At 36.5% G+C, this 12478-nt stretch carries 18 protein-coding genes; 1 reads left to right on the top strand and 17 read right to left on the bottom strand.

Annotated elements, in window-relative coordinates; genetic code table 11:
- Nucleotides 1-322 precede the first annotated feature (322 nt).
- The 17 genes from T344_RS0118330 to T344_RS0118420 all read right to left on the bottom strand — a co-directional run bounded on the left by T344_RS0118330 (nt 323) and on the right by T344_RS0118420 (nt 11685).
- Nucleotides 323-670 (bottom strand): hypothetical protein, encoded by a 348-nt coding sequence (locus T344_RS0118330; RefSeq protein WP_027629912.1) that lies wholly within the window; start codon nt 668-670, stop codon nt 323-325.
- 154 nt (nt 671-824) lie between these two features.
- A complete protein-coding gene (locus T344_RS0118335) occupies nt 825-1274 on the bottom strand; it encodes a hypothetical protein (protein ID WP_027629913.1) in 450 nt (149 codons plus the stop codon).
- 256 nt (nt 1275-1530) lie between these two features.
- Complete coding sequence (locus T344_RS0118340) at nt 1531-1953, bottom strand: hypothetical protein (protein WP_027629914.1); 423 nt, start codon at nt 1951-1953, stop codon at nt 1531-1533.
- Nucleotides 1954-2034: 81 nt separating this feature from the next.
- Nucleotides 2035-2334, bottom strand: coding sequence for a hypothetical protein (locus T344_RS0118345; protein ID WP_027629915.1), 300 nt, complete (start codon nt 2332-2334; stop codon nt 2035-2037).
- Entirely contained in the window at nt 2331-3101 is a 771-nt protein-coding gene (locus T344_RS29955; protein ID WP_162178045.1) for an MmcB family DNA repair protein, read from the bottom strand. Before T344_RS29955 ends, T344_RS0118345 begins: the two co-directional genes overlap by 4 nt.
- Nucleotides 3088-4629 carry an FtsK/SpoIIIE domain-containing protein gene (locus T344_RS28660; protein WP_084331273.1) on the bottom strand — a complete coding sequence of 514 codons (1542 nt, stop codon included), beginning with the start codon at nt 4627-4629 and terminating at the stop codon, nt 3088-3090. The genes T344_RS29955 and T344_RS28660 overlap by 14 nt, the downstream gene beginning before the upstream one ends.
- A gap of 5 nt (nt 4630-4634) precedes the next feature.
- Complete coding sequence (locus T344_RS0118360) at nt 4635-5435, bottom strand: tyrosine-type recombinase/integrase (RefSeq protein ID WP_027629916.1); 801 nt, start codon at nt 5433-5435, stop codon at nt 4635-4637.
- Nucleotides 5423-5782 (bottom strand): hypothetical protein, encoded by a 360-nt coding sequence (locus tag T344_RS0118365; RefSeq protein WP_027629917.1) that lies wholly within the window; start codon nt 5780-5782, stop codon nt 5423-5425. Before T344_RS0118365 ends, T344_RS0118360 begins: the two co-directional genes overlap by 13 nt.
- Nucleotides 5783-6069: 287 nt before the next feature.
- On the bottom strand, nt 6070-7071 hold the full coding sequence (locus T344_RS0118370) for a metal-dependent hydrolase (RefSeq protein ID WP_027629918.1): 1002 nt from the start codon (nt 7069-7071) through the stop codon (nt 6070-6072).
- A gap of 29 nt (nt 7072-7100) precedes the next feature.
- On the bottom strand, nt 7101-7973 hold the full coding sequence (locus T344_RS0118375) for a ParB/RepB/Spo0J family partition protein (RefSeq protein ID WP_027629919.1): 873 nt from the start codon (nt 7971-7973) through the stop codon (nt 7101-7103).
- On the bottom strand, nt 7966-8757 hold the full coding sequence (locus tag T344_RS0118380; protein WP_027629920.1) for a ParA family protein: 792 nt from the start codon (nt 8755-8757) through the stop codon (nt 7966-7968). The genes T344_RS0118375 and T344_RS0118380 overlap by 8 nt, the downstream gene beginning before the upstream one ends.
- Nucleotides 8758-9247: 490 nt before the next feature.
- The gene (locus tag T344_RS0118390; protein WP_027629922.1) at nt 9248-9505 is read right to left on the bottom strand and encodes a hypothetical protein; all 258 of its coding nucleotides are present in this window, start codon (nt 9503-9505) and stop codon (nt 9248-9250) included.
- Nucleotides 9506-9543: 38 nt separating this feature from the next.
- Complete coding sequence (locus T344_RS0118395; protein ID WP_154669459.1) at nt 9544-9996, bottom strand: hypothetical protein; 453 nt, start codon at nt 9994-9996, stop codon at nt 9544-9546.
- Between the two features lie 832 nt (nt 9997-10828).
- Nucleotides 10829-10999, bottom strand: a complete 171-nt coding sequence (locus T344_RS31275) for a hypothetical protein (protein WP_169738706.1) — start codon at nt 10997-10999, stop codon at nt 10829-10831.
- A gap of 23 nt (nt 11000-11022) precedes the next feature.
- On the bottom strand, nt 11023-11277 hold the full coding sequence (locus T344_RS0118410; RefSeq protein ID WP_034862168.1) for a helix-turn-helix domain-containing protein: 255 nt from the start codon (nt 11275-11277) through the stop codon (nt 11023-11025).
- A 40-nt stretch (nt 11278-11317) separates the two neighbouring features.
- On the bottom strand, nt 11318-11443 hold the full coding sequence (locus T344_RS31760) for a hypothetical protein (RefSeq protein ID WP_278246164.1): 126 nt from the start codon (nt 11441-11443) through the stop codon (nt 11318-11320).
- Nucleotides 11440-11685, bottom strand: coding sequence for a helix-turn-helix transcriptional regulator (locus T344_RS0118420; RefSeq protein ID WP_027629925.1), 246 nt, complete (start codon nt 11683-11685; stop codon nt 11440-11442). Before T344_RS0118420 ends, T344_RS31760 begins: the two co-directional genes overlap by 4 nt.
- 163 nt (nt 11686-11848) lie before the next feature.
- On the opposite strand from T344_RS0118420, the gene T344_RS28670 reads away from it, so the two are divergent.
- Nucleotides 11849-12223, top strand: a complete 375-nt coding sequence (locus tag T344_RS28670) for a helix-turn-helix domain-containing protein (protein ID WP_051572026.1) — start codon at nt 11849-11851, stop codon at nt 12221-12223.
- Nucleotides 12224-12478: the final 255 nt, after the last annotated feature.

Below are 12478 nucleotides of genomic sequence, written 5' to 3' on the forward strand. Positions count from 1 at the left end.
GAATTCTTGTGGACTATGACATCGAAGCTGGTAAAACAAGGAGCTCAAAGCACCGTTTTGCAAGAGCCACTTTCGCTGCTGCTAATATACATCTGGATGCTTGGATCAAACACAAATCCTTTAGTATTCTGAGTCTATTGCAATAGTACAAGAACTTTTCAAACAGCATTTAAAAATCTTTGAATTTCAAAGGTTTATTTGCTGTCCCAAAAAATCTGGGCTCAAAATTACACAACTATTAATTTCTCAAGGTACAATGCTTTTTCTACAAATAGCTCCATTTCACAAAGAAAATGGAGTGAAGTATTGGTTTTTCTCGAAATTACCAATTACTTTTCGAGAGTATTCTAGTGTTTTTTTCATTCATTGTTATTAAAATTTCAGAAAGTTCCTTCACTTTAGAAATATTTGATTCCTCAATAAATCCAAATTCTTTCAGTAAATTCTTCATTTGGGTTTCAGTAATTGTTTCAGAAGGATTCATTAAGTCGTGAGTGTCAGATTCTTCTATACTTTGAGTAACTTCCAAAAAAACTCTTGTATAATTACTATAAAGAAAACTGTATGATCTATAACTAAAAATTATATTCATAATAAAGAATAACATTATTAAAGCTATAATTATGCTCGTTCCAAATACTTTTACTCTATATATTACATTAGATTTCATATAAGTCCTCTTATCGATGACTTTGATAGTCATCCAAAAATTGTCTATGAAGTTACTATATATGATATTATTTTGGGAATGTAGTTTTGTCAAGAATAAATCCCTGCCGCACTATTAAGTTTACAAAATGGTTATAGAATAAATTTATTATCTGCTATTTTTTTATTCGGTCATCCTTTTCCATGCTATACGTAGTAACAATAATTCCGTATTTCCTGGCAATATCTGTCCTTTGATCATCTGATAATTTATCCCATATTTTATAAGATTCTTTTATCATCACAATGTCATCGTACTCACTATATGATACTCCATACGAAAATGAATAACTATCTTTTATGTTTTGATTTTGCTCCATAACAATAAGTAACTCTTTCAATTTTTTTAATTTTTGAGCACAATCATCTGATTGTAATTTCTGAGCCATCTCATATACTTTTTCCCGGCTGATTTCCCTTGTATCAGTTATAACGCTATCACACAATTCAAAATACTCATTATTGAACTCAAGCTGAGCTTTTACAAAGGCATCCTGCTTGCTTCCAGTCATAAGCACCAAAACTAAAGCAAATATTAAAAAATCTTGTATTCCCAGTCTTCTCATAATTAACTCCTAAACACGTAATAAAAGCAGTTAAGTTTTTAAAATTCAGCTTATTCCTCGATTTTTACCGCTTTTTTCATAACAAAAAACCTCTTAACCTGGATTCCTATAAAAATCATTAGTGAAGGATAAATACCTGCAAAAATTATGTAATATGGCTTAATGTATTTAGCTGAGTCAGGTAGCCTTAAAAGCAATTCATTACAAATAATACTATATTGAAAGATTACCACATCAGGTTTCACATCTTACGTCACTACTCAATTTCGATGTTCACTTTCTTAGTGGATTCTTGATATGGATTTTCCCAGTCTTCAGGTACATCTAACCAAAATGCCGGTGTATAGCACTCCTTATATTCATTACTCTGAGGATAAATATAAAGTAAATACTTTTTTAACTCTTTATTATTAGAAAACTTACACGTTGATTCCATACCTATTTCACTAAACCAACCTGAGCCATATTTATTAATTGGACCTCCCATTCCACATGGCTCATGTCCTTCATCAACAAAGCACCACCATGTGAACTCTGTTATAATAATTCCAATTTTATCCATTTCGTCAATAAATCTATTAATGCTTTTATTGGGACAAATACAGTCTATATAACCATTACCAACCGGTTGTATAAACAAGTTTTCCATTATCCTGTCCAAATGTTGTTTAACTATCATTTTGAGAACCTCACTAAATCTTTTTCATACTATTACCAAATATTATAATTAATATATTAGCTAGTCAAGCAATTTATAGATTCATGTACTATTCAGTCTTAACTCACAAAGCTTAACTTGTAATGCCACCTTATCCTCACCATGAAAATCAATTCTTTCTATAACATGCTTAATTACATCTTTCAAAGTAAAATAATTAAATTTTGCGATAGCCAGCCCATTTTTATCAGATATACAGTATGTGTTTTTTTGATACTGCTTTTCCCCTTCATTTACTCCGAAATGTGCATATAATTCAAGTTTCGGATATCTTCCCGCCAGTACTCTATGGGCTTTTACCGGCAAGGCCATGCCACCTTTAAGTTTGATATTTAAAATCATTTTGCCCTCGCTCCTTTCTCATCTCGGTATAAGCGCAATCTTTTCGACTTATCCAAAATCTGCCTGACCAAATCCCGAAGGTCATATTCAGGTAAATCTGCATCTGCTATCTCAGTCCCTAAAACCGATATAATGTCTTCCCTGATTCTTTTTGATAGATTTTCATATGAAACTTTCTTTCTTTTATATTCATCCAAATTACGTAAAGCTTCCCCAACTTCTCTGCCAAGCATTTTATAAGTTTCTTCCCGCTTGCTGTAATCATACACCTGCCACAACCGTTCTCTCTTATGCTCATAAAATTGAGGCCTTTCTCTGCAAAACAGCAAGGATAATAAAGTTTCCTGCGGAATTTGAATGTTTCTCACTCCAGGAGCTCTCTGAGTGTTCCAACCGTTCTCAGCCCTATAAATCAACCCCGCTTCCGGAGGAACTTCATCCTTTTTTACCATTCCTGCCGGCACTGCAAAATAAAATCTATGACAGTGCTTTAAATATCCCTTCCACTTTTCGCTTCTAATATCACTGAAAAAATCCGATCTGGACACTTTTATTTCATAAATTGTTACACAAAATCGTGAGTATGAAGGTTTTACCGCAATAACATCTGCTCTTTGAACCCCATGGTCATTTAAATATAAACTGCCTAAATGCACATCAAGAAAATTGGTTTGTTTAATATTTGCCAAGTCCTGAGCTAATTCATTATGTTCCCATACTTTAATAGAAATCACCTTCTTTATTAAATAATCATCAGAATCCTTCAAGCTCCTGATCATCAGCAAGCTCTTCTTCACATGTGTTATTGATTTCAAATTTCTCAGGCTGATCAGAATAGTCCGGAAAATCATATGTAACATAAGTCTTTTCATCGGCTTCCACAGAAATATCCTCACCCGCTGTGAGCATGCTGCCTTGCTCATAATCACCTTTTTTTAAGAACCTGTCGTCGAAAGCATAAGCCTGGAACTCGAAGGTATCCGCTCCGATGGAATACATAAACCTACCCCGGGTCTCATCCATATCGGTAGCTTTTGTATTGCCCAATACCATTTCCGACGCCTGGGGATCTACCATCCTCCCTGAAATTCTTATGGGAAGATTATTCTTGATCTGTCCCGGTATAACCTTTGCATCAGGGCGCTGGGTAGCCAGAAGCATGTTTATGCCTGTGGCTCTGGATAGTCTGGCAAGTGTGGACAGCTCCTTTTCAACTTCCTCATAAATCTTTTTATCTGCTTTCCCCAGACCGGTTTTATCAAGCATTTCGGCTATTTCATCACAAATTATAACTATTCTGCATAGCTTCTTTTCGGCTATCTCATTATATTCCGGAAGATTCTTTACACCCATCTCCCTGAATTTATTCAATCTGGCGGTATTTTCTGCAACCAGTTCCTTTAAAATCTCAAGAGCTCTCTGACGTTCGGTCACTACTTCGCCGAATTTCTCATATTCAATACCGAACTCAACACCGCCTTTGAAATCTATCATGTAAGGTTTCGCACCCTTTTTAATACATTGCCAGAGCATACAACGCAATAAAACTGATTTGCCTGAGCCGGTGACCCCGGCAATCAAGGCATGAGGCACTTTATTCAAATCAAATACAACATCCTCCAGCATCGCAATTCCAACAACCAGCTCAAAGTCCTTTTCATTTATATAACTATCAGACCATGGAATGAAATCCATTAATCCCTGGTTTGTGGGTATCGCATGCAAATTGATTATCTGCTTGGATGCCTTTGTGTGTTCCATTTTGATAATATTGCAATCCATTACTGTTTCAATATCCAGACATCTGTTTTTCCATTCCGACAGAGGGATATTACTTTTAAATGAATATATGGTCTTCTTTCCTTCCTTCTTTTCCCCAATGAACCTGGGGTAGCCTTTGCTTTCCCGCCATTCCCCCTTCAGATCTCTCGTCTTCAGTTTACCCTTGTCATAAAACCCGATGGATTCAAACTTGTTATCAAAGGTATTTATAAAATTTCTGTAGTCCTGGCCTTTCCAATATAGATATAATAAAGGTAGTCCAAGAGGAAAATAAAGAATGATATCAGCTGCTCTTCTGTATTGTGCAGGAAATTGTATAACGATACCGTCTTTCAGATAAAAAACAGCAGCACCTATGGCTGCATGAATTCCAAGAAAAATAAAATTACTATACTTCTCCGGTAACTTTCTGATACCGACAAGGATATCCTTTAAAAAGTTAAATATGCCTTTTATGAAACCGACAATAAAATCACCCAGCATTTCCAGCTGCTTATCACCCGAAGCCGGCACTTATATCACTCCTTCAAATATATTTCTGTTGTGGCTATTGTTTTATGTCCAAATTCCTTCTGAACCACTTTTTTAGCTTCCCGCAGCTTTTTCCCTCCGGACATTTCACACTGCAAACGGTTTTTTGCATTAATTCTCCTCAGGTCATGGGATTCAAACCCGTATTCGGCAGCTTTCTGTTTCAGGTATGACCTGCTGTAAAAAAGCCTCCCGCCTTCCGATTTTACGGTAAATTCCTTCAGGTGATCATACAGGTATTTATCAGCCTGGACATTAACACTTCTTGCCTGCCCTCCCTTGCCGCATTTAACATGTATTTTGATTTTACCGTCATTATAAAAAGAGATATCATCCTTTGTCAGCTCTGATATCTCTTTTACCCTTAATCCACTTCTGTATTGGAGTCTGAAAGCTAATTTCAGCTTTTCATTCCTTATGGCGTTGATTTTTTTGAAAATAGTCTCATTTGTCACACCGGACCCGGCTGCTGTTTCTTTATGAGAGATCTCTTTAAAATGATGTACCAATTCCATGTACGGCTGCCCATTTAAAATTGCTCCGGCCTGTTTTAAAACACATGTTTCATACTTTCTGACAGCCGATAAAAATTGCGAGAATTGCCTGTCATCATTAAGCTTATCAATAAAAAAGGAATTCAATGTCTTAATATCAACCCTTTCTCCCATATGGTTATATATTTGCCTGATACAGGATAGATATTTGGCTGCTGTATCCCCGGTTATCTCATTCTTCTCCACCAGATTATTTAATGCCAGGTCGTAGGCTTTAATATCTATATACCACATTTATTTTCATCCTCTTTTCCAAGGTTCAATAAAAGCTCGTAAGGCTTCCTCTTTACCGCAACTACTTTCATTACTCTGTCATCTATCTTTTGCGTCTTTGTATATCTTGTCCGGTCCTTATCGGTTGCGATAAACCCCAGTATCTTGTAAATATTCAGGTATTCATCAACCTTTTTGTTATATTTATTACTTCCGGGAACAAACTTGGCCAGGGTTGCCCTGAAAGCCTGCGGCTTGAACAGAATATATTCACCTTTTTCTATATATATCTTTCTACCGCTTGAAGGTACTTTCAGCAGATAGCTGACCGTTGCTTCAAATGTGACCATAACCTCCGTGATTTTCACCCTGTACCTCCTTGGCCCGATTCTAGTCTGACAACGAATGACTGATCCGGCTATAAATAAATTCGCTGCCGCATCATTTATTTATAGCCTCCTCGAGAATAGATGTATGATTAAAGTTACCACTTAAATCATACATCTATTCTCTTATTCCAGCTGTGGTAACCTGGATGCTAAAAAAACAGGAAATCCCAACAGACAACTGCACATCAGCCTGTCGGATCCCTGTGGTAATTTTTTAATGAGTATTTTTATGTAGGGTTACCACTAAAAACTGATACCTTTTTTAACTACACCAACGAGAAATTTAATAGGTTGTATTTGTTTAAAATCAGTATTGCCGCCAAAATAAATAATATCGAGCAGTAAATACGTTCAAAGATATTTCCGGACGATGTACCGGTGCTCATAACCGAAAAAGACAATTTTGTACTTAAAATCTTATTAATAGCTCTATATACAGAAAACCTTGCCAGCCTGTCATGCACACCGGCTTTTTTGAGTACGGTTGGAAGCACCGAAACAGGTACCCCGTTATTCGTTAATATGTCGGCCAGGTAAACATGGCTGAAATAACCTATGATAAATGCATCAGCCAGCTGCGGAAAATGGATCATACCAAATATGTATTTTGCAATAACCGAATAAAGAATAAATCCCTCTATGGAGTGAAGGAATGTCCGGTGAGGAAGTAAAACGGTACCTAAAATTATGACAGCAATGATATAAGGCACTACCTGGTTGCCATGTCTGACATTATATATGACAATACCTGCCGCGGCTGCAATATAGCATATAAAAACCAGGAAGCTTTTAACCACCGACGATAGTACACCGATGGCCGAAGAACATACATTATATAATATGGAAATGACCGGTAGCCTTTGTATAAACCTTTCACTTGTAACACCGGCAAATATACATGTAAATGCTATAAAGTAAGCTATATAATATGTTTTATCACCCGATCCAAATATTTCAGTTATCCTTGACAGGTTGGAAAGGATCAGATAACCTGCAACAGTTCCTATGACAAGCTTCAGAATCCTGTTAAATAACATTTCAACCGTAGATACCACTTTATTGGTACCATAGGCAACGGGATTAACCCGGCTGATCAAACTTCTTTCAGTGTCCGAATCCACAATCAGAGCTCCAAGAGCTGCAGCTCCCACCGAGGCCAGAGTTATTCTGCTATTGCCTTGAAGCAGCGGAACTGCCGACATAAGCGGAAGTATGGAAAAAATAATGTAATACATAATGCCAAGTTTATAATGTGTTCTTCCGGTCATTTTGCACCAGCCTCTCTGAGCATAGTCATTTATTTCGTAAAGTACTGCCGAAGGGCCTTTTCTATAACATCCAGAACCTGTTTTTCATCTGCATCCTTGTCAAAATACTTTGAAAAACTATTGGCGGGGAGTTTATAAAAGGCAGGTTTATCGGGCACCTGCGAAACAAGTATTTTTTTCATCTGAACAATATCAAGCTTTCCGTTTTTACTGTAGTATTTCAATTCGGCCGCCTGGGACATCTTGATATTTATGTCGTTATCCTTTATAAATATTGAAAGAAGTTCCTGTTCGTCTTTGTTTAAATAGCTGATTTCAACAGCAACGTTAAAAGCTATTTTAGCTTCATCAACCAAATCAAGCAGAGCTTCTATAAGACAAGTCATCCTCAGATATCTCTGAACCTGTGACCCGGAATCCCCGTACTCCTGTCCGACTATATCCCGGCTCTTGAGTCCAACCGAGTCGTCGTGCTTTCCTTTTCGCTGCATGGCCTCCAATTTCATTTTGTAGCCATAAGCCTTTTCACTTACCAGCAGATCATCCCTCTGCTGAAAATTACTATCAACAACAATTATAGCCGCTGTATCATAATCAACATTCTTTACTATACAGGGAACCTTTGTCAAACCGGCTGCAATTGCAGCATTCTTTCTGTTGTGGCCTGACAAGGTCTGTGAACCGTCTTTTCTGACAATTATGGGACTGATGATTCCCAATAATTTAATGCTTTCCACCAGCTTGCCAAACTTGTCCCCTCTATGCGGTTTAAATGGATGTTCTGGAAAATCATTCAAGTCCAATGGATCAAGATATTGAATCTCCGACTCGGGATCTACTCCCAGCAATTCGTTTAAACCTTTATAACTGTTCACCTTGGAAGCCAAATCAAATTTAGGCATGTAAAAGCTCCTCCGTCAAATTCCTATATGCATTTGCCACAACATTACCGGGAGAATACTCAAGAATACTCAATCCTTCTATAGGAGCTTCGGCTACCTTGATTGATTTAGGCACGGGGGTTTTGAATATCTTTATACTTTGACCATAATTATGTTCAAGAATTTCCTTTATCTGCCGTGATAGATTTGTCTGCTTATTATACATCGTAATAAGAATACCTTCAATCTCAAGCGACTTGTTTATCTGTCTCTTGAGCCTTGCTATTGTCCCGATAAGGAGTTCCAAGCCCTTTAAGCTTAAAAATTCCGCCTGAACGGGAATTATTACACTGTCTGCCGCTGTTAGACTATTGACGGTCAACATTCCCAAGCTGGGGCAGCAGTCGATAAGAATATAATCATAGGAAGCTTTTATATTATCCAGGATCTCCTTCAGAACATACTCACGGGACATGGTATTGACAAGTGCAAGCTCGACTCCTGATAATGACATATCGGCCGGTATTATATCTGTAAGGCTCTTGCTTACTATAAATTCGTTTCTGTCCAAAAGCCTGTCATTATTAATTTTCTCCAACATGACATCAGAAAGTGTATACATGTTATTTTTCCGGTCCTCGATTTCGGTCTCTATTCCGGCGCTGGTGGTCAGGTTCCCCTGCGGATCCATGTCCACCTTAAGCACCTTCTTTCCTTTTTGAGCGAGTCCGTCCCCCAAATTTGAAGCTGTTGTGGTCTTTCCGACCCCACCCTTTTGATTTGCTATCGCTATCACCTTACCCATTTCTTAACCTCCCACAAAATAAAATTTCCGCTACATAATCCGATATATAAAAAGAATGGCTATGGCCGTGCTTTAATGGCCAACCGCTTAGACACTAATAAAAGAAAAGTACATAACATAGGAGTCAGGTACACAACAAAATTACTGTTTATAAAATAAACGGGATACATCAAGTACCCTATGTAGGTAATTAATAATCCAATATCATAAGGTATATTCTTTAATACTGCAGCTGCATTGGGACAGGTTCGTGAAAACAAATACCTGGTACAAAACATACCGATTTCCAAGACTACAAATAAAATAAGAAATAACCTGACTGCCTGGCCCATTCCCTTAAGTCCAAACTCGCTTATGTATTTTATATACGTTTGACAGGAGTAATAGCCAAGGAAAACAAGCTGAAACCAAAAGGTTAGTTTCCCGAAAAGAAAAAAATTTGCCCACCTGGAGCAAAATTCCGTATACTTCATATCATACCTCCAACTTTCTATTTAAAGCCCATAAAAGTCATATACCGGTCACAGTGTTTCAGATTAAAACCATTTTCATCAACAATATAAAAATATTTTTCTATAGTGTCACCAGGCTTTAATTTACCATTTGAAACCGGAGTATTGTTTCTTATAAATAACCACGCCTGCCTGGCGGTGAATCTCCTATCCTTCCGGTATTCAAATATAAAATATTCTCTTGTACTAAAATCCAGGTGGATCAAATGATAAGTTTTTATGCCTCCAAATGTCACAGAAATCAACCTCCCTACAATTATATCATTCGTTGCGGCTAGTCCTCCGGACGCAAATTTTCTTCCGGAGGCTCTTCTCCCTGAAGAGCAGCTATCCCGTTAAACATTTTTCTTTTGCGGTACTGTTTTCTGTACTGGATCCACCCCGAGGCTCTTCCATCCTCACACGTACATTTTGATGAGTAAGTAAACACCGAATCTCCGCATATCTCATTGACCAGAAGGAAGCCTAAGCCTTCACATACAGGACATGTCCAACTTTTCCTGACAGAGGTTTTCTTTGTAATATTGTATTTTTTCAGACTATCCATCAGACTGATTTCCATACTCATCAAAAGTCTCATGCTGTGTTCATCTCTAAATTTTGAGTACATGTCCCAAATAATTTCCTGAATAAACTCTGCCTTATCCGTGTAAAATGTTTCCGGGCCACCATCACCATCTGCTTCATCCCAATATCTAAAAACATCGTTTAATTCAAAGTTACTCATATCCAAGAATATCCCTCCTCTTTAATCTCTTAAAAGTTATGTTTTGACGTTTACAATACATCCATATGCTGGAGCCATATCCGGAGGAAACGGTTCCAGCATATGGTCTACTGTAAAATTGAAGTTTGTCGATATAAAAATTCGCTTATGTGTCCTTTCCTCGCAGCTCTTGCTCCGGTCTTCACAAAACTCGCCGTGCCGGTATATTACCTGTTTAATTTATTGTGTATCGCAGATACAGATATAGAACAACATATATGCAATACTCTTTAGTCAATAATACACAGCTTGTCCTGTAATAAGTACACATCTCCATATGCCCTACTTTATTTTGCTGTCGTGTGCATAAGCGCTTGATCCATCTCACATTTAACTCAAAAGCCGGATTTCCCCAGCTTTATTTCCTTTGCTGTTGACGGACGCTGAAAGCACCGATACAATATATTTGATGACATATTTATATTGTCAAGGTTCATTGGGTAAGCGGCAGCACAGCAAGTGTTTGGACAGGTGTGCGCCGCTTTTTTCATTTTCATAAATTGCTATTGCAATTTAGAGGAAAACGCCCTATAATGAATACATAAAGGCTGCCTTTGAGATGGCACCTAAACAACTTATAGTTTTTACCAGAAACTATCGGATACTCAGTGTTGCGAGCACTGGGTATTTTTCGTTGTACAGGTCTTAAGCAAAAAACTTTTGATGATTTAAGTTTTGATATCAGCAGTCCACCTATAAAAAACCCTAATATATTGCCAAGAATAAAGACTTGTGCTATTTGTCCGATGGTATAAAGCTCCATGACCCCACCTCCCATCTTTTGTATTGAAAATCATAATGCTTTTTTCTTTTTAGCCGGTTTCCGATTATGTAGTTCTTTGTCAGTGCCTATGTATTGGCATTTAAGCCCTGTAACCCTGGTAAGTACATCTGCAGTATTATTTAGTCTCTTCAATTTCTCTTCAGGGGTAATATCAGGTTTTATTATCACTGTATCCGCCATATGTACTCCTCCTTGTTACAAATCTATTTAGCACTGGCTGTCCGATATGCTTTACATTCCTCATTATCTTTTTGGGAATCGGAAGTTGAATAAAAATTAGTCCAATCGTATCCATATTTATTGAAATTTAAAGCTTTTGCAATTCGCTTTGCGGTGTCTGGTGATGGACGTCTTAACCCATTTTCAATTAGGCTATAAAAGCTTTCAGTAATTCCAGCCTTGTCGGCTATGCTCTTTTGAGTTAAATCTTCTTTTTTTCTTATTGTTTTTAAAACCATTACTATCAGTCACCACCATTCTATTAATTTTCATCCAACTTTACCAACTGTCAAGATTCATGTTATCATCTATTCCGTAAACTGAGTTTATATCCGAATGACTTCTTATCTTGAATTCATCCAGGCCGTTTGCCAGGTAAATGTTTTTAATTTGATTAATATTCATATAGCTTCCTCCAGAGCGTCATCACGTTTAGTATCTATTTCAGAATTGCATTCTTCATAAAATAGACATTCTATTGATTTTTTAAAATATAACGATAGAGTTCTAGCCTTTTCCAAAGAGAATTTAACTGTTCCATTTTCTTTTTTATAATATGCTGTTTTCGTCTCCAATCCCAGCATATTAGCCAATTTTACAGCCGATATTTTTTTCTCTTTCCTAATATCTCTTAATTTATTAAACAAAGTCATCACCTCTCTTGTGTTTCTTTTTTGGAAACCTTTATATAAACATTATAGTATCTGTTTTGGAAATTGTCAACAACTAAAACACTAAAAGTTTCCAATTTGGAATATATATGTATTTTCCTTTTTGGATACTATATAATCAAAGTTGGTGGTGATTAACTTGCGAATTAAAGAGTTAAGAGAATATCATAATTTAACTCAAGAACAACTTGGAAAAATAATTGGACAAACCAAATCAAATATTTCAAAATATGAAAATGGAAATTTAGAACCTAGTATTCAGGTTCTTAAGGGTTTGGCGTCATTTTTTGATGTAACCATAGACTATCTATTGGGCCACTCAGATTCAAAAAAAGAAACTACAAATAACAAAATTCATTCGCAAGAACTTATTACTAACATAGATAATCTTAGTCCGGAAAGCAAAAAAGAGCTTGAGAAATATATCCAGCTACTAAAATTGAAAGATACTCTGGATAAAAGTAAAGACGAAATGTCATCTCACTTGACGCCAAACGTATCAGAAGACAAATGAAAAAGCCTTAATTATTTACTACATTGGAGGAATTATTATGTTCCAACCATCAAAGAATAAATTAAGAATTTTTTTCAAACTTATATTAATATTACTTATTAGTGTTCTTTTATCAGATCTTGTTTTCTCACTAGTATATCTAGCTTCAGGTTATAATTTTAAATATTTAAATGGTATTGCGGCACTGGTCATTTTTATATTATGGGCAAGAAAGATAATAAAATAATTCCTTTAGTCATTTCAAATTTACTTTAC

This window comes from Ruminiclostridium cellobioparum DSM 1351 = ATCC 15832, assembly GCF_000621505.1.
GTDB classification, from domain to species: Bacteria; Bacillota; Clostridia; order Acetivibrionales; family DSM-1351; genus Ruminiclostridium; species Ruminiclostridium cellobioparum.